Genomic DNA, 20704 nt, shown 5'->3' on the forward strand with positions numbered 1-20704 from the left:
CATGTCCCGGCCGTCAGGTCCCGGCCGTCAGGTCGGGACCGCGGGGGCTCACTCCTCGTTCTTGCCGTGGCAGAGCTTGTACTTCTTGCCCGAGCCGCACGGGCACTGCGCGTTGCGCGGCGTCCCCGGGAACGTCCGGCCGTCCGACTCCGGCGCGCCCACCTCACCGTGCAGCGCCTTGCGGGCCGCCGACGCGTCCTCGCGGGTGCTCGTCGAGCCGTCGTCCGACGGCGCGGTGTACTGGAGGTTCTGCGGCCGGTCCGGTGCGTCGAGCCCCTTGCCGACCAGACGGCCGGGCGCCGGGGCCGACGGCGCGGACGCCACCGCCTGGCGCTCCGCCTCGAGCTCGCGCTCCGCCTCGACGTCCAGGGCCTGCGCCTCCGGGCTCGTCGGGTCGTCGAGAGCCGCGAGCTCCGCGGCCGCGGCGTCGAGCTCGGCCTGGACCCGCGGGTCGTCGGCGGAGATCTCGGGACCGCCGTCGTCGGACGACCCGATCGTGATCTCCTCCGCCGGCTGCACCTGCACCTCGAGCTGGAACAGGAACGAGACCGTCTCCTCCTTGATGGCGTCCGTCATCGCCTGGAAGAGCTGGAAGCCCTCGCGCTGGTACTCGACGAGCGGGTCGCGCTGGGCCATCGCGCGCAGCCCGATGCCCTCCTTGAGGTAGTCCATCTCGTAGAGGTGCTCGCGCCACTTGCGGTCCAGGACCGACAGCGTCACGCGGCGCTCGAGCTGGCGCATGTTCTCCTCGCCGAGCTCCTCCTCGCGCGCCTTGTACGCGTACTCGGCGTCCGAGATGACCTCGGTGAGGATGAGCTCGCGCGTCAGGTGGTGGATCTCGCCCGCCTGCTCGACGACCTCGGCGGGCGTGATCGACACCGGGTAGACGGCGCGCAGGGCGGTCCACAGCGCGTCGAGGTCCCACTGCTCCGGCTGGCCCTCCGCCGTCGCGCCGTCCACGTACGCCGTGAGGACGTCCGCGATGAAGTGCTGGACCTGCTCCTGCAGGTCCTCGCCCTCGAGCACGCGGCGGCGCTCGTCGTAGATGACGGTGCGCTGGCGGGACAGGACGTCGTCGTACTTGAGGACGTTCTTGCGGATCTCGAAGTTGCGCGACTCGACCTGCGACTGCGCGCTGCGGATGCCGCGCGTGACCATCTTCGACTCGAGCGGAACGTCGTCGGGGAAGCCGGCGCGGTTCATCATCGACTCGGCGAGGCCCGAGTTGAACAGGCGCATGAGGTCGTCCTGCATCGACAGGTAGAACCGGGACTCGCCCGGGTCGCCCTGACGACCGGACCGGCCGCGGAGCTGGTTGTCGATGCGGCGCGACTCGTGGCGCTCGGTGCCCAGGACGTACAGGCCGCCGAGCTCGGTGACCTCCTCGTGCTCGGCCTCGACCGCGGCCTTCGCCTTCTCGAGCGCCGCAGGCCACGCCTTCTCGTACTCCTCCGGCGTCTCGTTCGGGTCGAGACCCGCCTGCGCGAGCGCGTCGACGGCCATGTGCTCGGCGTTGCCGCCGAGCATGATGTCGGTACCGCGGCCGGCCATGTTCGTAGCGACGGTGACGGCGCCCTTGCGGCCCGCCTGCGCGACGACGCGCGCCTCGCGCTCGTGCTGCTTCGCGTTCAGGACCTCGTGCGGGACGCCCTGCTTCTTCAGCAGGCTCGACAGCAGCTCGGACTTCTCGACGCTCGTCGTGCCGACGAGCACCGGCTGGCCCTTGGCGTGCCGCTCGACGATGTCGTCCACGACGGCCGCGAACTTGCCGGCCTCGTTCTTGTAGACGAGGTCGGCCTGGTCCATGCGCAGCAGCGGGCGGTTCGTCGGGATCGGCACGACGCCCAGCTTGTACGTGCCCTGGAACTCCGCGGCCTCGGTCTCGGCCGTACCGGTCATGCCCGAGAGCTTCTCGTACAGGCGGAAGTAGTTCTGGAGGGTGATCGTGGCGAGCGTCTGGTTCTCGGCCTTGATCTCGACGCCCTCCTTCGCCTCGATCGCCTGGTGCATGCCCTCGTTGTAGCGACGGCCCGGCAGGATGCGGCCCGTGTGCTCGTCGACGATGAGCACCTCACCGTTCAGGACGACGTAGTCCTTGTCCCGCTTGAACAGCTCCTTCGCCTTGATGGCGTTGTTGAGGAAGCCGATGAGCGGCGTGTTGAGGGACTCGTACAGGTTGTCGATGCCGAGGTAGTCCTCGACCTTCTCGATGCCGGGCTCGAGGACGCCGACGGTGCGCTTCTTCTCGTCGACCTCGTAGTCCGCGTCCTTCGTCAGGCGGCGCGCGACCCGCGCGAACTCCGTGTACCAGCGGTTCGCGTCGCCGGACGCCGGCCCCGAGATGATGAGCGGGGTACGCGCCTCGTCGATGAGGATCGAGTCGACCTCGTCGACGACGGCGAAGTGGTGGCCGCGCTGCACGAGCTCCTCGGTGCCCCACGCCATGTTGTCGCGCAGGTAGTCGAACCCGAACTCGTTGTTCGTGCCGTACGTGATGTCGGCGGCGTACTGCTCGCGCCGCTCGGCCGGCGTCTGGCCGGTGAGGATGCAGCCCGTGGTCAGGCCGAGGAACCGGTAGACGCGCCCCATCAGGTCGCTCTGGTACTCGGCCAGGTAGTCGTTGACCGTGATGACGTGGACGCCCTTGCCGGTGAGCGCGTTGAGGTAGGCCGGCGCGGTCGCGACGAGCGTCTTGCCCTCGCCGGTCTTCATCTCGGCGATGTTCCCGAGGTGCAGTGCCGCGCCGCCCATGAGCTGCACGTCGAAGTGGCGCTGCCCGAGCGTGCGACGCGCGGCCTCACGGACCGCCGCGAACGCCTCGGGGAGCAGGTCGTCGAGGGTCTCCCCCGCCGCGAGCCGTTCCTTGAACCGGTCGGTCTCCTCGCGCAGCTCGGCGTCGCTGAGCTCCGTGAAGCTCGGCTCCAGCTGGTTGATCTGCGCAGCGAGACCGCTCAGCTTCCTGAGGATCCGGCCCTCGCCGATGCGCAGGACCTTGTCGACAATCGCAGGCACGCACGTCTCCGTTCGGTGGGACCCCGGCCGGGCGGCCGGGAGTCGGCGCCCTCCACCACGAGGGTGCACCGCGGGACCATCGTAGGCGCAAAGCCTGGACTCCTTCTGCGCGTTCCCGCAGGGCGAACCCCCGCCGACGGCGACGCCCGGTTCGCCGACGGTGCCGCTCCTCGGCTGAGCTCTTCACCATGCGATCGGACACCGCCCGCCCCGCCGACCATGCGAACGGACACCTCCCCGACGCCGGACGGGGGTGCGGTCGCATGCTCGGCACGAGCGGCGGTGGATGACCAGAGCGTCGGCACGAAGGCGCGCTCAGCGCGCGCTCCGCACCCCCGCGAGCGCCGGGGCCAGCGCGCCGGCGGGCTCGACCACCACGTCGTCGAGCCCCAGCCAGCCCGCGAGGACGCCCAGCTCCTCGGCGAGCTCGACCGCCGTGTCGGGGCGGGTGGCGGGCTCGTCGTGGGCCGAGAGGACGCGCAGCACCCCGGCGGCACGGTCCGCCTTGAGGTCGACGCGGGCCGTGATCGCGTCGCCCTGGAGGAACGGCAGCACGTAGTAGCCGTGCACCCGCTTGGCCGCCGGCACGTAGATCTCGATCCGGTACCGCGTGCCGAACAGCTCCTCGAGGCGGCTGCGCTCGAACACGAGCGGGTCGAACGGGCTGAGGAGCGTGCGCGCGTCCGCGACGCGCGGGAACGTGGCGTCGCGGTGCGCCCAGACCTGCGCGTCCCAGCCCCGCACGACGACCGGGCGCAGGACGCCCTCCTCGACGAGGTCCGCGATCGCACGGTCGACGAGCGGGCCGCGCACGCGGTAGTAGTCGGCGAGGTCGCGGCGCGTGCCCACGCCGTGCGCGCGGGCCGCGATCTCGACGAGCGTGCGGACCTGGTCCTCGGGCGACGGCGTCGGCGCGGCGAGCACCGCGGACGGAAGGACCCGCTCCGCCAGGTCGTAGCAGCGCTCGAACGCCGCGTTGCGCCGCGCGGGCAGCACCTCCCCGGTGAAGAACAGCAGCTCGAGCGCACGCTTGGCGACGGTCCAGTTCCAGCCCCACGCGTCGCGCGTGCGGGGGTGCTCGTGCTCGAACAGCTCCTGCACCTGGCTCGCCGTCACGGGCCCCGCGTCCGCCACGACCTCGCGCACGCGCGCGACGACGTCCGGGTGCTGGTGCACCACCGAGCGAACGTTCCCCCACGCCTCCTTCTCGAAGGAGGCGCGCCGGAAGCCGAGCGCAGGGAAGAGCTCGACGGGCACGTACGACGCCTCGTGGGCCCACGCCTCCACGACCCGCCGCGGAGCCCGGCCCGACGCGCGGTCCAGCAGCCCGACGTCGTACGGACCGAGGCGCGCGTACAACGGGACGAGGTGGGCGCGCGCCAGGACGTTGACGGAGTCGATCTGGAGGACCTGCAGCCGGTCGACCACCCGCTGCACCCCCGCCATCGTGACGCGCGCTCCGGGACGGTCCGCGCGCCGTCGGGCCAGGCCCTGCGCGGCGAGCGCGGTCCGCCGCGCCTGGGCGATCGTGATCGTCTCGGGAGCCACCCGTCCAGCCTGCCCCCGACCACCCACACGCACGGGAGCGCCCTCCCGGCGAGTGCTCGGGAGGGCGCTCCGCGGTCAGATCAGGTCAGGCGCAGTCGCAGGACGTGTCGAGCTGCACGACGCCGTAGGTCCAGCCGTGCCGCCGGTACGCGACCGACGGACGCTTCGTCTCGCTGTCGACGAAGAGGAAGAAGTCGTGACCGACCATCTCCATCTCGTACAGCGCGTCGTCCACGGACATCGGCTTCGCCTGGTGCAGCTTCTCGCGGATCACCACCGGCGAGTCGCCCAGCTCGCGCTCCACCGAGTCCCCCGGGTGCTCCGGGGGCGTGGGGGCCGTCTCCGGCACCTCGGGCTCGGGTATCTGCGACGGCGGCCGGACGTCGACCGGCGGGTCCACCTGGTGCTGGCGGTGGTCCTTGCGGCGGTCGCGCGCGCGACGCAGCCGTTCGGAGAGCTTGTCGAGGGCGAGGTCGAGCGCGCCGAAGCGGTCGTCCGCAGCGGCCTCCGCCCGGACCACCGGCCCCTTGTCGCGCACCGTGAGCTCCACGCGCTCCCGCACGCTCGCGAGCCGCGGGTTGTTCTCCCGCGTCACCTCCACGTCCACGCGCTGCACGGTCGGGGCGAGCTGCTCCACCTTCGCGAGCTTGTCCTCCGCGTGCTGGCGGAAGCGGTCCGCGACCTCGGTGTGCCGGCCGACGACGACGATCTCCATGTGAGCCTCCGTGAGGATGGACGCCCGCCGGCCTCTTCTCGGCGGCGGTGCGTCGGTTCGAACTGGTTCGGGCACCGCGACGGTGCCAGGTGGGGCATCACCTCCCGACGCTCGTGCTCGGCATCCGGGCCAGGCGCCAGGGGGCACCGACCGATCGCGGTGTCCCACGGGTGCCGGTTCGTCCCGGACCTGGGGCTCGTTCCCCACCCTAGCCCGGCGGGCGGGACACGTCGCGGGACGAACGCCGCCCCCGGGGTGAACCACCGTGGCCCTCCTCACGTCGTCGACCCGGACGACCGTCCGTCCGGCCTCGGGGTCGCGGCGAGGACGAGCGCTCCGACGACGACGCCCCCTGCCCGCCCGAGCGCGGACTCGCAGGTGGCGAGCGTCGCGCCCGTCGTCAGGACGTCGTCGACGAGGAGCACGGGGCGTCCCGCGCACCGCTGCGCGGCCCGGCGCGCACGCACGCGGTCCTGGACGTTCGCGGCGCGGGCGCGGGCCCCGAGCCCCACCTGGTCGCGCCCCCGTCGTTCGGCGAGCGCGTCGACGACGTCCACCCGGCCGAGCGGCACGCCCGACGACCGCAGCGCGCCCGCCGCACGGACCGCCAGCTCCCGCACGGGGACGCGTCCGCGCGCGAGCCGGGACGCCCACGTCGAGGGGGCGGGCACCACGGCGAGACCTGCACCGTCCGCGCGTGGCAGCGCGCCGGCGAGCGCCCGCCCGAGCGGCGCGGCGAGCTCGCGCGCCGCGCGGGCCACGGCATCCCCGAGCGGTCCGCTCAGGTCCGCCCGGCCACGGTCCTTCCAGCCGACGACGACGCCCCGCACCGCCCCCGCGTACGGCGCGAGCGCCCAGACCGGCAGCAGGGGCTGCCCGTCGAGGCGGTCGAGCCTCGGTGCCCCCGTCTCGCAGCGGCGCGGCCGCCCGAGGAGCGACGCGCACACGTCGCACAGCGGCACGTCGAGCAGGCCGCAGCCGGGGCACTCGACCGGCAGCAGCACGCGGCCGACGTCGCGCACGGCCGTGCGGAGAGCGCCGAGCGGGTCTGTCGTGTCAGGTCGCCGAGGCGAGGCGGGAGCGTGTGGTGTCGTGAGCGTCGGCACCGGCCCACGATCCCCCACCTGGCCCCGGACGAGGGCGCGCTGGACGCCCGCGGTGCGTGACGTCGTCGTTCACGGGGCTGGGGGTGGCGCCCGACCGGTGTCAGCCGGGGAAGGCGGCCGCCTCGATACCCTTCGCGACGGAGAGCCACGTCGCGCCGGTCGCGCGCCGGCCGAAGAGCTCGTGCGACGTCGTGACCGCGTAGAGGGCCGACTCCCCGCGGCCCGACGCGATCGACGCCACGTCCGAGACCGACGACAGCGACCGTGCGTAGTCGGCCACGGGGACGATGTTGACGGTCGGGCTCGTGCCCGAACCCGTGCGGCCCAGCACGGCGAGGTCGTCCTCGTCGACCCACACGACCTGGCGGGCGTCGGTGATGGTCGCACCCACCGCGACCGGGTCGGACAGCCGGACCGGAACCCCCGCACCGCTGCGCGCGACGCCCGCGAGATCCACCTGCACGCCCGTCGCGCCGCTCGTCACCAGGGCCACCCGGGCGCCGTCGCGCGACACCTGCAACGACAGCACCCGTCGGCCCTGGAGCCACGTGACCGCGAGCCGGGTGTGCGCGCCGTCCTTGTCGAACAGCTCGAGGTACCCCGCGTCGTCGCCGCGCGCCGACCACACCCAGCGGAACCGGTCCACCGACGGCCCGGCGACGTCGTCGCCCGTCAGGAGGGTCCGGCGCGCGTCGCCCGACACCTGCACGAGGCTCTTCGAGCCCACCCGGACGACCGCCGGGCTCCCGTTGGTCCCGACCGCGAGCGCCGTCACGTCCGACGGCGTCGCGACCGTCCCCGCCAGGGCCTCCTGCTTGCCGCTGGCCGCGTCGAGCCTCCGGACCTTGTGGTCCGTCACGACGTACGGGTCGTCGCCGGGCGACGGGTCGCGCGACAGGCTCGCGGGACCCGTGACCTTGAGCGGGCTGCCCGCGACCTCGAGCCGCACGGACCTGACCTGCGGGAACTGGGTGAGGACGGTCGTCAGCTGCTGGAGCAGCACCGCACGGTCCGTGCCCGACGCCGACAGCGCGGGGGCCGTGAGATCGACCGTCGCCACACCGTCCTCGTCGACCGCGACCGCGTCCACGCTGAGCGTGGTGCCCTCCGGGACCACGGAGTCCACCGAGTCCCGCAGCCACGCCACCGGTCCCTGGAGGACCGCCTGCACCGCCTGCGTCTGGGCGGTCCGCTGCGGGAACCAGCGCACGTCCGGCACGAGCATCTGGTGGTCCATGCTCGGGAAGTACACGCTCACCGAGCGGTACACGTACTCGAAGTTCGCGGCAGACATCGAGATGCCGTCGTCGAGCTCCGTGATCCGCCACTGGCCGTCGCTGTCGGCCTCGAGCGTGAACGTGAGGTCCTTGGTGCGGTCCGGGGCCTCCTGCTGGAACTCGCCGTCCGACGCGACGGTCGCGAGCGACGCCAGCTCGCCGTGGACCACGGTGCGGGTACCCGGGGTCGGGGTAGACGCGGGGGCCTTGTTCCCGCCGCCCGCCGGCGCGGTCTGCCGTTGCGCGAGCGTCGGCTCGCCCGAGAACACGGTCACCGAGTCCCACGGGTCCCAGCCGGTGACGTCCGGGGCGAGGTACTCCTTCGCGACCGTGAAGTCGTCGCCCACCCCCGCGGCCTGGGCGTCGATGAAGCCGCGCACGATGTCGAGCGGGGACGCGCCCTCCTGGGGCGAGTCCGGTGTGCCCAGGTACACGGGCCCGGGGCCGGGGACCGCCGTCGTGCCCGCGTGGACGCCTCCCGTCACGGGCAGCGACGAGCACGCCGCGAGCACGCCGACGACGGCGGCCACGAGCACGACGAGGGCCGCGCGGCTCCGACGGCGGTCACGCCGGGGCGAGGGGGCGGGTCGGTGCGTCACGGTGCCTCCTCGTCGTGCCGGGCGTCGTCGGGACCGAGACCGTCGTGGTGCGCGACCGCGGTGAGGTCCGGGAGCGCCGACGGTCCGCTCGTCGCATCCACCCCGGCGCCCTGCAGCGGGCCGAGCTCGATCCGCGCCTGCGCGGGCCACGAACGCGGCACGTCGCTCGTCGGGACGAGCGGGAGCGGGGAGCCGGTGAGCTGGATCCCGGCACGCCGCGGCAGGGTGAGCCGGAACGCGGCGCCGCGCGAGGGACGCCCCCACACCTCGAGCCAGCCGCCGTGCAGGTGCGCGTCCTCGAGGGCGATCGCGAGGCCCAGACCCGTGCCCCCCGTCGTGCGGGCGCGCGCCGGGTCGGCGCGCCAGAACCGGTCGAACACGTGCTCGCACTCGAGCTCCGTCAGGCCCACGCCGAAGTCGCGCACGACGACCGCGACGGCGTCGTCGTCCTCGCCGACGGTGATCTCGACGGGCCTGCCCTCGGCGTGCTCGATCGCGTTGACGACGAGGTTCCGCACGACACGCTCGACCCGCCGCGGGTCCAGGTCCGCGACGACGGGCGCCGCCGGGAGCTGTACCGACACCCAGACGTCCTTGCGCTCGGCGAGCGTCAGCACGTTCTCGACGACGTCGTCCACGACCTTCGACAGGTTGGCGCGCTCCGCCTCGAGCCCCACGGCGCCCGCGTCGAACCGGGAGATCTCCAGCAGGTCCGCGAGGAGCTCCTCGAACCGGTCGACCTGGGTGCGCAGCAGCTCCGCGGACCGGCGCGCGCCCGGCGAGAAGTCCTCGCTCGACGCGTGCAGCACGTCGCCGGCCATCCGGATCGTGGTGAGCGGGGTGCGGAGCTCGTGCGACACGTCGGACACGAACCGCCGCTGCAGCGTCGAGAGCTCCTCCCAGCGGGCGATCTGCACCTGGAGCGACTCCGCCATCCCGTTGAACGCCCGGCCCAGCGTCGCCATCTCGTCCGTGCCGCGCACCGCGAGCCGCTCGTCGAGGTGCCCGTCGGCCAGGCGGCCCGCCACCCGGGCCGCGTTGCGGACCGGCGCCACCACCTGCCGGGTCACCAGGAAGATCGAGACGCCGACGAGGCCCAGGAGCACCACCCCGCCCAGCAGGAGGATCGACTGGATGAACCGGAGCGTGTCCTCGTCGTCCTGCAACGAGTACAGGTAGTACAGCTCGAACGTCCCCACGATCGGCACCTGGACCGTGGAGCCCACGACGACGCCCGGCTCGACCGAGCCGTCGGCCTGCGGGACGCCGACGGACTGCCAGTACTGCCCGGTCCCGTTCTCGACCTCGGAACGCAGGTCGTCCGAGATCAGCGGCAGGTAGTTCGCCGCCGACATCGCGTCCGTGACCGAGCCGGCCGTCGTCGAACCCGCCGGCTTGAGCAGGAAGACGTCCCGGTTGCCCGAACCCCCCGTCTGCAGGCGCAGGACCGTGTCGTTGAGGAGCTGCTGGACCTCCGTCGAGTCCTTCGCGGACGCCGACGTGAACGTGGACTGGGTCTCCTGCGTGGACCGCTGCGACTCGAGCAGCACCTGGTCGACGCGCCGGTCGAACAGGCCGTCCCGCACCGACTGGGACAGGTACGCGCCCAGCGCGAGGATCGCGAGCAGGCCCACCACGAGCGCCGTCGTGACGACCCGGACCTGCAGCGAGGCCCGCCAGCTCTCGACGACGCGGCGCGGCAGCGCGAGGCACCACCGGGACACGCGGCGCCACGTCAGGCGCAGCCGCACCCCGAGCCCACGGCTCGACCGTCGCCCTGCCACCCGTATCGTCCCCGTCCTCGCGTCCCTCCTGTCCCGTCGCCCCGCCGCCCGCGGGCGACGGACCTCAGCTCGCGGCGGACGTCGCCCCGGCCTTGTACCCGACGCCGCGCACCGTCAGGACGATCTCCGGGCTCTCCGGGTCGTGCTCCACCTTCGACCGCAACCGCTGCACGTGGACGTTCACCAGGCGGGTGTCCGCCGCGTGGCGGTAGCCCCACACCTTCTCCAGCAGCACCTCGCGGCTGAACACCTGCCACGGCTTGCGGGCCAGCGCCACCAGCAGGTCGAACTCCAGCGGCGTCAGGGCGATCGGCGCGCCGTCCCGCGTGACCCGGTGCCCCGTGACGTCGATCTCGACGTCCGCGACCTTGAGGACCTCCGGCATCGGGTCCTCCGAGCGGCGCAGGCGCGCCTTGATCCGGGCGACCAGCTCCTTCGGCTTGAACGGCTTCGAGATGTAGTCGTCGGCGCCCGACTCGAGCCCCGTGACGACGTCCACCGTGTCGCTCTTGGCCGTCAGCATGATGATCGGCGTGCCCGACTCCGCCCGGATCTCCCGGCAGACCTCCGTGCCGTCCTTGCCGGGCAGCATCAGGTCGAGCAGCACCAGGTCCGGCTGCGACGCCCGGAACACGCCCAGGGCGGCGTCGCCGTCCGCGCAGAACACGGGGTCGAAGCCCTCGGACTTCAGCACGATGCCGATCATCTCGGCGAGGGCGGTGTCGTCGTCGACCACCAGCACACGAGCTCTCATGGGCAAAGTCTGTCATGCGCCGCCGGCGCCGTGGGGAACCCGGCTGCGGTTCGCCGAACGGAGCGTCACCGTCGTCGCGTCCGGCTAAGGTGGCGGCACGCAGAGGGGCAGGCACCGACCGTCTGCGTCGCGTCGACCGCGCGGACCACGTCCGGATGCCTCCATGCGACCCGAGGACCGATGAGCACACCCGACACCGGGCCCGAGCAGCCCGCCGGCGACGACCGGCCGCCCATGCCCCCGCCGCAGCCGCGCTACGGGCAGTACGCCCCCGGCTACGGGCCTGCGGGCGTGACCCCGCCCGGCCAGCCGGCGCCCCAGCAGCCGGGCTACGGCCCCGGGTACGGGCAGCAGACGTACGGGCAGCCGACCTACGGTCCGCCCGGTTACGGCGCACCCGGCGCTCCTCCGTTCGTCCCGGTCGCCCGACGACCCGGGATCGTCCCCCTGCGCCCGCTCGGTCTCGGCGACGTGTACGACGGCGCGTTCCGCGCCGTGCGCCACAACCCCAAGGTCGTGCTCGGGCTGCCGGCGCTGCTCGCGGTGCTCTCGGCGGTCGTGTCGGCCGTCGCGACGTGGCTGGGCCTGTCGCAGCTCTCGTGGTTGTACGACGTCCTCGACGACCTGGACTCGGGCCGCTACTCGTCGGTCGAGGACCCGTCGGCGTCGACCCTGTGGGGCATCGGTCTCGTCATCCTCGCGGCGGTCGTCGTCGAGGTGCTGGTGAGCGTCCTCGCGAACGGGCTGGTGATCTCGAGCGTCGGGCGGTCGGTGCTCGGGCGTGTCGCGAAGCCGAGCGAGGTCTGGGCGGCGGTGCGGGGACGTCGGCTCGGCGGCCTGGTGGTGCTGTCGCTGTTCACCTCGGTGGTCCCGCTCGTCGCCTTCATGGTCTGGCTCCTGCTGACGATCCTGCTGGCCCAGGCGTCGACGGGCGCCGCGGTGGCGTTCGGCATCATCGGCTTCTTCGCGCTCGTCGTGGGCCTGGTCTGGTTCTGGGTGCACGTCGTGTTCGCCGCGCCCGCGTACGTGCTCGAGCGGGTCGGGGTCGGGACGGCGATCCGGCGCGCGTGGGCGCTGGTGCGGGGCGCCTTCTGGCGGGTCTTCGGGATCATGGTCCTGACCCTCGTCCTCGTGTACATCATGTCGTACGTGGTGCAGGTCCCGATCACGATCCTCAGCTCGGTCGTCGGGGTCGGGACGTTCTCGTCCGACACGCCGTCCGGGGGCGCGCTCGTCGCCTACCTCGTGGGCACGGGGCTCGGCACGCTGGTCGCGGGGACGCTCGCGACGGCGTTCCTGGGCAGCGTCGTCGCCCTCCTCTACATCGACCAGCGCATGCGCCGGGAGGGTCTCGACGTCGCGCTCGCCGCCGCGGCCGCCGCGCCCGCACCGAGCGACGACCCGAAGCCGCCAGTTCCCCCGACGACGCCGCCGACGCAGCCGGGCATGTGGGACGGGTCGGGCGGCTGGGGCGGCGGTCCGACACCACCGGGGTCCACGGGTCTGTGATCGTCGTCGGCCTGCTCCTGCGCGCGTCCGGCGTGCGGCTCGACGCGCCTCCGGTGACCCCGGACGGCCCGACGGCGCAGCGCTGGGCGGTCGACGAGCTGTCCCGCCCGGAGTACCAGCAGCACGAGTCGCTGCTGGCCCGGTTCCTGCGCTGGCTCGGTGACCTGTTCGACGGCGCCCCCACGCTCGGCATGCCGCCCGGCTGGGCGGCGGTCGTGGTGGTCGGGGTGGTGCTGCTCGTCGTCGGCGTCGCGCTGCTCGTCGCGGGCCCGGTGCGCCGCACGCGCCGGGTCCGCACGGCCAAGCCGGTGTTCGAGGACGAGGCCCGTTCGGCCGCCGAGCTGCGTGCCCTCGCCGACGACGCCGCCGCCCGGGGCGACTGGGACGCGGCCGTCGTGGAGCGGTTCCGGGCGCTCGTGCGCTCGCTCGAGGAACGCGTCGTCCTCGCGGAGGTCCCGGGTCGCACGGCGGACGAGGCGGCCCGCGAGGCGTCGGTGGCGTTCGAACCGGGGCTGACCGGCCGGCTCGCTTCCTCGGCCCGCACCTTCGACGACGTCCGGTACGGCGGCCGCCACGCCGGCCCCGACGACGACGCGGCCGTCCGAGCCCTCGACGGCGAGCTCCGCGCGAGCACGCCCCGCCGCGCCGACGCACCGGCGGGGGTGGGCGCGTGACGCTCACCGACCCCGCGGCCGCGACCACGGCCCCTCACCACCCCGGCGGGTCAGGGCCGGTGCGCGGTGACGGCACGACCACGAGGACCCGCGCCCGCCGCCGGTGGCGTGCCGTCCGCTGGGTGGTCGGCCTCGTGCTGCTGGGTGCGTTCGTGACCCTCCTGCTCGCGCTGCTGCGTCCGCCGTCGTCGGACACCCGGTACGCGCCCGACGCCGCCGGCCCGGACGGTGGCCGCGCCGTCGCGCAGGTCCTCGGCCGCCACGGTGTGCACGTGACGTACACGCGGTCGGCGGAGAAGGCGGCGAGCCTCGCCCGCGCCGGCACGACGCTCGCGGTCCTCCCCGGCGACTCGTACGGCGACGACCTCAGCGACGCGGACCTCGACCTGCTGGCCGGGACGCACGCGGACCTCGCGCTGATCGGGCCGAGCGACGCGTCGCTCGCCTCGCTCGCTCCCGAGCTCACGTGGGGCTGGGGCGGCGGGTACGTGACGACGTCGACGGCGCAGTGCGCCGACCCCGACGCGCGGGCCGCGGGCAGCGTCACGAGCACGGGCGGCGGCTTCCTCCCGTCCGGGTCCGCGACCGCCGGAACGGTCACCACGTGCTTCCCGCCCGACGGTGCCGAGGCCGGGACCGGCTCGTACGCGGTCGTCGACGGGGCCCGTCGGGTCGCCGTGCTCGACGACGCCGCGATCCTCACCAACGCGCACCTCGCGGAGGCCGGGAACGCGGCGCTCGTGCTGCGGATGCTGGGACGGCATACCGAGCTCGTCTGGCTCGTGCCCGAGGCCGACCGCGCCGCCGACGCCACGGACGACACCGGCACCTTCAGCCTCCTGCCGGACGGCGCCGGCGCGGTCGCGGTGTGGCTGCTCGTGGTCGCCGTGGTCGCCGTGGTGTGGCGCGGCCGGCGGCTCGGGCCGCTCGTGGCCGAGGACCTGCCCGTCGTCGTTCGCGCGTCCGAGGCGACGCGCGGCCGCGGCCGGCTCTACCGCGCCGGCGGGTCGCGCGGGCACGCCGCCGCGGGGCTGCGCGCCTCCACCGCGGCCCGGCTCGCCGCACGCCTCGGCGTCCCCGCCGGCGCCACCCCCGACTCGCTCGTCGACGCGGTGGCCCGCGCGACGGGCCGCCCCACCGCCGACGTCCACGGGCTGCTGTACGGCCCACCCCCGCCCGACGACGCCGCGCTGCTCACGCTCGCGCGGCGCCTCGACGACCTGGAGAGCGAGGTCCGACCGTGACCGAGACCCCGAACACGCCGCCCACCGGGCAGCCCGTCGCTCCGGCGGACCCGCCGGGGCCGGCGACGCCCGCCCCCGACCTCGCGCTGCAGCACGCGCTGGCGGACGTGCGCACGGAGGTCGGCAAGGCCGTCGTCGGGCAGGACGCCGCGGTCTCGAGCCTGCTGGTCGCGCTGCTGTGCCAGGGGCACGTGCTCCTCGAGGGCGTGCCCGGCGTGGCGAAGACGCTCCTGGTGCGCACCCTCGCGGCCGCGCTCACGCTCGACACCAAGCGCGTCCAGTTCACGCCCGACCTCATGCCCGGCGACGTGACCGGTTCCCTCGTGTACGACGCGCGGACGGCCGCGTTCTCGTTCCGCGAGGGACCGGTGTTCACGAACCTCCTGCTCGCGGACGAGATCAACAGGACGCCGCCCAAGACGCAGGCCTCGCTCCTGGAGGCGATGGAGGAGCGGCAGGTCTCGGTCGACGGGGAGCCGCGCCCGCTGCCCGAGCCGTTCATGGTGATCGCGACCCAGAACCCGGTCGAGTACGAGGGCACGTACCCGCTGCCGGAGGCCCAGCTCGACCGGTTCCTCCTCAAGGTCGAGCTGCCGGTCCCCGAGCGCGCCGCGGAGGTCGAGGTCCTCGCCCGGCACGCGGCGGGCTTCGACCCGCGCGACCTCGCAGCCGCCGGGGTCCGGCCCGTCGCGGGGGCCGACGAGCTGGCGCGCGCCCGGGCCGGCGTGCGGACCGTGCAGGTCGCGCCCGAGGTGCTCGGGTACGTCGTCGACGTGTGCCGCGCGACGCGGAGCTCCCCGTCGCTCTCGCTCGGCGTCTCGCCGCGCGGCGCGACCGCGCTCCTCGCGACGGCGCGCGCGTGGGCGTGGCTCTCGGGGCGCGGCTACGTCACGCCCGACGACGTCAAGGTCCTCGCGCACCCGACGCTGCGGCACCGCGTCCGGCTGCGGCCCGAGGCCGAGCTCGAGGGCGTGACGGCCGCGAGCGTCCTCGACTCCGTGCTCGCGTCCGTGCCCGTGCCGTGGTGAGCGGCTCGTGATCCTGACCTGGCGCGCGCTCGCGCTCGCGGGCGTCCTCACGGTCGCCGTGCTCGTGGCACCCACGGCGGCGACGGTCCTCGTCGCTGCGGTCGTGGTCGTCGGCGCGTGCGCGGTCGACGTCGCGCTGGCCGCGAGCCCGCGCGACGTCGTGCTCGCGCGCGAGGTGCTGCCCGCAGCGGTGCGGCTCGGCGGCACGGCGCGCAGCGTGCTCACGCTGCGCAACGGGTCGCCGCGGACGCTGCACGGCGTCGTCCGCGACGCATGGGTGCCGTCCGCCGGGGCCGACGACAACCGCCACCCGCTGGCGCTCCCGGCCGGCGAGGCGGTGCGCGCCGCGACCCGCCTGGTCCCGACGCGCCGCGGCGACCGGCAGGCCGGCGCCGTGACGGTCCGCGCGCTCGGCCCGCTCCGGCTCGCAGGCCGCCAGGCGTCGCTGCCGGTGCGGGGGCGGCTGCGCGTCCTGCCCGAGTTCGCGTCCCGCAAGCACCTGCCGTCGCGGCTCGCCCGGCTCCGCGAGCTCGACGGCCGCGCGACCGTGCAGGTCCGCGGCGAGGGCACGGAGTTCGACTCGCTGCGCGAGTACGTCATCGGCGACGACGTCCGCTCGATCGACTGGCGCGCGACCGCCCGCCGCGGGGACGTCGTCGTGCGGACGTGGCGGCCCGAGCGGGACCGGCGCGTCGTCGTCGTGCTCGACACGTCCCGGACGTCCGCCGCGCGCGTCGGCGACCAGCCGCGCCTCGACGCCGGCATCGAGGCCGCGCTCCTGCTCGCCGCGCTGGCCTCGCACGCGGGCGACCGCGTCGACGTCCTCGCCTACGACCGCACCGTCCGGGCCCGCGTGCGCGGCGCGTCGGGGACCCGGCTGCTGCCCGCGCTCGCCGAGGCGCTCGCGACCGTCGAGCCGGAGCTCGTCGAGGCCGACTGGGCGGGGCTCGTCGGACAGGTGCGGGCGCTCGTCTCGCAGCGGGCGCTCGTCGTGCTCGTCACCACGCTCGACCCGGCCGCCGTCGAGACGGGCCTGCTGCCCGTCGTCGGGCCGCTCGCCGCCCGGCACCAGGTGCTCGTCGCGTCCGTGGCCGACCCCGAGCTCGACGCCCTCCGCACGGCCCGCGACTCGAGCGCCGACGTGTACGACGCGGCCGCGGCCGAGCGTGTGGGCCTCGAGCGCGCCGCCGTCGCGGGGATCCTGCGGCAGCGCGGCCCGGAGGTCGTCGAGGCCGGGCCCGACGAGCTGGCCCCGCGCGTGGCCGACACGTACCTGGCGCTCAAGGCGGCAGGCCGGCTCTGACCGCCGAGCTGTCAGGACCTCACGGGAGCAGGGTCCGCCAGGTTCTGACACGTCGCGCGGGTACCCTCGGTGGCATGGCCCGTCTGACGCGCGAGGAACGCCGCCGCCGCACCGCGATCATCGTCGTGATCGCGCTCCTCGCGACGTTCGTCATCCCGTTCCTCGCGATCGTCTTGACCTGACCGTGTCCCCCACCCCGCCGCCGGCAGCACCCGGGGCGCCCGACGTGCCGGGCGCCCACGCGCTCGCCGTCGCCCGGACGCTGCTGACCGCGGTGACGAGCCTCGTGCTCGCGGCGGGCGCCCATGCGGTGTGCGGCGGTGACCTCCCGAGCGGGCTCGGGCTCGTCGCGGTGTCCGCCGCGGCGGCGCTGACCGGCGCGCTGTGCGCCCGCGCCCGGCTGCGGGCCGTGGTCACGGTTCCCGCGCTGCTCGCGCTCCAGCTCCTCGCCCACGCGGCGTTCTCCGTCCTGCCGTCCGGCCCGACGACGTCCCTCACCTCCGCGCACGGCGTCGCCTCCCACGCGGGTCACCTCGCCCACGGCGGGCCGGCCCTGCCGGGGGCGACACTCCTGACCGGTGGCGGGGTCGCCGTCGGGCACGGCGCTCACGTGCACGGGCTCCTCGCGGGCCTCACCGGCTCGCCGGCCGACCGCGCGATGCTCGCCGCCCACGTCGCGGCCACGCTCGCCGTCGCGGTGCTGCTCGTCGCCGGAGACGCGGCGGCTGTCCGCGCGTTCCGGTGGTGGGCCTGCGTGCTCCCCGCCGTGCTGGCGACCGTCGCACGCCCGGTCGCCCGCCGCCGCCGGACGCTCCCGCTGCACACGGCGCCCCGCGCGTCGCGCGGCCGGGTCGTGTCGGGTCCGCTGCTGCGGCGCGGACCACCCCTCGTGCTCGCGTAGGCGCGGGGCCCCGGTCCGTCGCGCCCGCGCACCCTCGGACCACCTGACGCCACGACCCCGTGGAGCATCACCATGACCTCGCCCTCTTCGGCGTTGCCCGTGTCCGGGCCGCCCTCGTCCGCCGTGCCGACCACCCCGACCACCACTCGGCGCCCGGCCCCCGAGGACGACCCGCCGCCGCCCCGCCCGGTCTCGCCCGGCGTCGTCCTGCTCGCCGCGATCCCGCTGGGGCTGGCCGTGCTGATCCTCGCGCTGTCGTTCACCGGGGCGCTGCAGGGTGTGAGCGTCCTCGACGCGGGACCCGTGGTCGACGTCGGGCTCCCGGTCGCCCGGGCGATCCAGGACGGCGCCGCCGCGGTCACGATCGGGTTCCTCGTGCTCGCCGCGACGGCGATCCCGGGCGCCCGCTCCGGCTCGCGCACGCTGGGGCGGTCGCAGTGGGTCGCGACCCGCTGGGCGCTGCGCGCCGGCGTCGTCTGGTTCGTCGCGCTGCTCGCCAACCTCGTGCTCGAGGCCGCCGACATCATGGGCGTGCCGCTCACGTCGCCGGGCTTCGCGCACCAGGTCGTGTTCCTGTCGTTGCACGTCGAGCTCGGCCAGACCCTGCTCGTCTCGGCGTGCCTCGTCGCCGTCACGCTCGGCGTGCTGCTCGCGAGCCGCCGCACGACCGCGGTCGGCATCGCCGCCGTGCTCGCGCTCGCCGCCCTCCTGCCCCTCGCGCTCGGCGGGCACGCCGCGGGCTCGGCCGAGCACGGGAACGCGGTGAACGCGCTCGCCGTGCACCTCCTCGGCGTGACCGTGTGGCTCGGCGGCCTCGTCGCCCTCATCGTCCTGCGCGGCACGCTGGGCCGGTCGCTGCCCGCCGTGACCCGGCGGTACTCCAACCTCGCGGCCATGGCCTTCGTCGCGGTCGCCGTCTCCGGCGTGGTCAACGCGTGGCTGCGCCTCCAGTCCCCCGCGGACCTCGTCACGACGTCGTACGGCGTGCTCATCCTGGTCAAGTGCCTCGCACTGACCGCGCTCGGGCTGATGGGCTGGTGGCACCGCGAGCACACGATCCCCGCCCTGGACGCCGACGACCGGGGGCCCTTCGTCCGGCTCGCGCTCGTCGAGGCGCTCGTCATGGCGGTCACGCTCGGCGTGTCGGTCGCGCTGTCGCGCAGCGCGCCGCCGGTCGCGCAGAACCCGATCACCGGGGACGTCCGCTACGAGCTGCTGGGGTTCCACTACCCGCCGCACGTCACGCCGCTGCGCATGCTCACCGAGTTCCACCTCGACTGGGCGTTCGCGGCCCTCGCCCTCACGATGGCCGGGCTGTACCTGGCCGCCGTCGCACGGCTGCGCCGTCGGGGGGACCACTGGTCCGGCGGACGCACCTCGGCGTGGCTCGTGGGCTGCTTCCTGCTGCTGTACTGCACCTCGGGCGGGCCTGCGGTGTACGGCTCGGTGCAGTTCAGCACGCACATGATCCTGCACATGGGGCTCATGATGTTCGTGCCCCTGCCCCTCGTGCTGGGTGCGCCGATCCTGCTGGCGCTGCGCGTCCTGCCCGCCCGCGCCGACCACAGCCGCGGACCGCGCGAGTGGATCCTGCTCGGCGTGCACTCCTGGTACGCGAAGGTCCTGGCCCGGCCCGCCGTCGCGGGCGTGATCTTCGCGGGCAGCCTCGTCGCGTTCTACTTCACCGGCTGGTTCCAGGCGGCGCTCTTCGACCACCCGGTGCACGTGCTCATGCAGGTGCACTTCCTGCTCAGCGGGTACCTGTTCTTCTGGCTGCTCGTCGGCGCCGACCCGGGGCCCCAGCGTCCCGAACCGCCGTTGCGGCTCGTGGTGCTGCTCATCACGCTCACGTTCCACGCGTTCTTCGGGATCGCGCTCATGTCGACCGACGCCCTCATCGCCGCCGACTGGTGGCACGCGATGCTCGACACGAACGACGCCGCGCTGCTCGCCGACCAGCACAGCGCGGGCGGGATCGCGTGGGGCGCGGGCGAGTTCCCCACGTTCATCGCCGCGGTGATCGTGGCCGTCCAGTGGCAGGCCTCCGACAAGCGGGAGGCCCGGCGCAAGGACCGTCAGGCCGACCGCGACGGCGACGCGGAGCTCGCCGCGTACAACGCGCAGCTCGCGGCGCTCGCCCGGCGGGACGCCACGCTCGACGACGGCCGCTGAGCGGACCGGACCGGACCGGCCGTCGTCGGGCGGGAGCGCTCAGGCCGCGACCGGCCGGACGTCTCCCGCCCGCTGCGCGTCGACGTCGCCCGTCTCCCCCGCCCGCGCGGCGCGCCCCCCGAGCACGAGGACGTACGCCCAGAACGCGGCGAGCGCGAGTGCCCCGATCGTGAGCTTGAGCCACTCCGGCAGCGCCGAGCCCGTCACGAAACCCTCGATCAGCCCCGACACCGCGAGCGCCATGACGAGCGTGATCGCCACCGTGAACAGGGCGCGGCCCTCCTCCGCGAGCGCGCGCGCCCGGGGGCGAGGGCCGGGGTCGACGAGGGTCCAGAAGATCCGCAGCCCGGCGGCGCCCGCGGTGAACAGGGCGGTCAGCTCGAGCATGCCGTGCGGGAGGATCGACGCGAAGAAGACGTCGAGGCGGCCGTAGGTGGCCATGAGCCCGCCAATAGAACCGACGTTCACGGCGTTGGTGAACAGCACCCACACCGGGCCGATCCCAGTGATGCCGAGCGCGACGCACACCGCCGAGAGCCACGCGTTGTTCGTCCACACGACGCTCGCGAACGTGCTTCCGGGCGCGTAGTAGTCGCCGAAGTCGTGCAGCACGTACTGGTCGCGCGCGGACTTCGGGCCGAGGGACGCGAGCGCCCCCGGGTCGGTCGCGACCCACCACCCGACGACGACGGCCACCGCGACCGACGCGAACGCCACCCCCGCGATCCACCAGCGGATGCGGTAGAGGGCGGCGGGCGCGGAGACGACGGCGAACCGGACGACGTCGGACCACGCCGGCTCGTGCGCGCCTGCCAGCCGCGCGCGCGCCCGGGACAGCGACCCCGACAGGTTCGCGACGGCGGTCGGGTCGGGAGCCGTCGAGCGGACCGTCGACAGGTCGGTGGCGACCGCCTGGTAGAGCCGCGCGAGCTCGTCGGCCTCGGCACCGTCGAGTCGGCGGCGCCGCGCCAGCTCGTCGAGGCGCGCCCACTGGTCGGCGCGCACGGCGGTGAGGGCGTCCAGGTCCACGGCGCCACCCTCCCACACGTTGCGCCGGCCCGGGCGACGCGGCCGGTAC

The 20704-nt window shown here is 74.8% G+C and carries 15 protein-coding genes and 1 pseudogene; 7 read left to right on the forward strand and 9 right to left on the reverse strand.

All coding sequences use genetic code 11. The features are described from left to right. Positions 1 to 48: 48 nt before the first annotated feature. The 8 genes and pseudogenes from KDY119_RS19435 to mtrA form a co-directional block, all read right to left on the reverse strand. Positions 49 to 525 carry an SEC-C metal-binding domain-containing protein gene (locus tag KDY119_RS19435; protein ID WP_407657435.1) on the reverse strand — a complete coding sequence of 159 codons (477 nt, stop codon included), beginning with the start codon at positions 523 to 525 and terminating at the stop codon, positions 49 to 51. Then, positions 514 to 3012, reverse strand: a pseudogene (secA, locus tag KDY119_RS12685) (preprotein translocase subunit SecA); the annotation flags it as partial. The pseudogene secA and the gene KDY119_RS19435, both read right to left, overlap by 12 nt. Before the next feature lie 315 nt (positions 3013 to 3327). Next, positions 3328 to 4560, reverse strand: coding sequence for a winged helix-turn-helix domain-containing protein (locus KDY119_RS12690; protein WP_227994333.1), 1233 nt, complete (start codon positions 4558 to 4560; stop codon positions 3328 to 3330). A gap of 85 nt (positions 4561 to 4645) precedes the next feature. After that, the gene (gene hpf, locus KDY119_RS12695) at positions 4646 to 5275 is read right to left on the reverse strand and encodes a ribosome hibernation-promoting factor, HPF/YfiA family (RefSeq protein WP_036946627.1); all 630 of its coding nucleotides are present in this window, start codon (positions 5273 to 5275) and stop codon (positions 4646 to 4648) included. A gap of 275 nt (positions 5276 to 5550) precedes the next feature. Continuing rightward, on the reverse strand, positions 5551 to 6297 hold the full coding sequence (locus KDY119_RS12700) for a ComF family protein (RefSeq protein ID WP_153022392.1): 747 nt from the start codon (positions 6295 to 6297) through the stop codon (positions 5551 to 5553). A gap of 184 nt (positions 6298 to 6481) precedes the next feature. Then, positions 6482 to 8257 carry an LpqB family beta-propeller domain-containing protein gene (locus KDY119_RS12705; RefSeq protein WP_153022393.1) on the reverse strand — a complete coding sequence of 592 codons (1776 nt, stop codon included), beginning with the start codon at positions 8255 to 8257 and terminating at the stop codon, positions 6482 to 6484. Next, complete coding sequence (gene mtrB, locus KDY119_RS12710) at positions 8254 to 10041, reverse strand: MtrAB system histidine kinase MtrB (RefSeq protein WP_227994334.1); 1788 nt, start codon at positions 10039 to 10041, stop codon at positions 8254 to 8256. Before mtrB ends, KDY119_RS12705 begins: the two co-directional genes overlap by 4 nt. Positions 10042 to 10105: 64 nt before the next feature. Continuing rightward, complete coding sequence (gene mtrA / locus KDY119_RS12715) at positions 10106 to 10795, reverse strand: MtrAB system response regulator MtrA (RefSeq protein WP_036946633.1); 690 nt, start codon at positions 10793 to 10795, stop codon at positions 10106 to 10108. A gap of 180 nt (positions 10796 to 10975) precedes the next feature. Here mtrA and KDY119_RS12720 point away from each other — a divergent pair, with 180 nt between their 5' ends. From KDY119_RS12720 to KDY119_RS12750, 7 genes are all read left to right on the forward strand, one after another. Then, positions 10976 to 12304: a hypothetical protein gene (locus KDY119_RS12720; RefSeq protein ID WP_153022394.1), complete on the forward strand. Its 1329-nt coding sequence runs from the start codon at positions 10976 to 10978 to the stop codon at positions 12302 to 12304. Beyond that, positions 12301 to 12978, forward strand: coding sequence for a DUF4129 domain-containing protein (locus KDY119_RS12725; RefSeq protein WP_194174211.1), 678 nt, complete (start codon positions 12301 to 12303; stop codon positions 12976 to 12978). The genes KDY119_RS12720 and KDY119_RS12725 overlap by 4 nt, the downstream gene beginning before the upstream one ends. After that, the gene (locus KDY119_RS12730; protein WP_227994335.1) at positions 12975 to 14222 is read left to right on the forward strand and encodes a DUF4350 domain-containing protein; all 1248 of its coding nucleotides are present in this window, start codon (positions 12975 to 12977) and stop codon (positions 14220 to 14222) included. The genes KDY119_RS12725 and KDY119_RS12730 overlap by 4 nt, the downstream gene beginning before the upstream one ends. Then, complete coding sequence (locus KDY119_RS12735; protein ID WP_153022395.1) at positions 14219 to 15250, forward strand: AAA family ATPase; 1032 nt, start codon at positions 14219 to 14221, stop codon at positions 15248 to 15250. Before KDY119_RS12730 ends, KDY119_RS12735 begins: the two co-directional genes overlap by 4 nt. 7 nt (positions 15251 to 15257) lie before the next feature. Continuing rightward, positions 15258 to 16553 (forward strand): DUF58 domain-containing protein, encoded by a 1296-nt coding sequence (locus tag KDY119_RS12740; protein WP_153022396.1) that lies wholly within the window; start codon positions 15258 to 15260, stop codon positions 16551 to 16553. A 184-nt stretch (positions 16554 to 16737) separates the two neighbouring features. Then, positions 16738 to 17454 carry a hypothetical protein gene (locus tag KDY119_RS12745; protein WP_153022397.1) on the forward strand — a complete coding sequence of 239 codons (717 nt, stop codon included), beginning with the start codon at positions 16738 to 16740 and terminating at the stop codon, positions 17452 to 17454. A 72-nt stretch (positions 17455 to 17526) separates the two neighbouring features. After that, complete coding sequence (locus KDY119_RS12750; protein WP_051136179.1) at positions 17527 to 19626, forward strand: cytochrome c oxidase assembly protein; 2100 nt, start codon at positions 17527 to 17529, stop codon at positions 19624 to 19626. Between the two features lie 39 nt (positions 19627 to 19665). On the opposite strand, the gene KDY119_RS12755 is transcribed toward KDY119_RS12750, so the two are convergent. After that, positions 19666 to 20655: a stage II sporulation protein M gene (locus KDY119_RS12755; RefSeq protein WP_036948117.1), complete on the reverse strand. Its 990-nt coding sequence runs from the start codon at positions 20653 to 20655 to the stop codon at positions 19666 to 19668. Between the last annotated feature and the right edge of the window lie 49 nt (positions 20656 to 20704).

The sequence above is a fragment of the Luteimicrobium xylanilyticum genome, from assembly GCF_009429125.1.
GTDB classification, from domain to species: domain Bacteria; phylum Actinomycetota; class Actinomycetes; order Actinomycetales; family Cellulomonadaceae; genus Luteimicrobium; species Luteimicrobium xylanilyticum.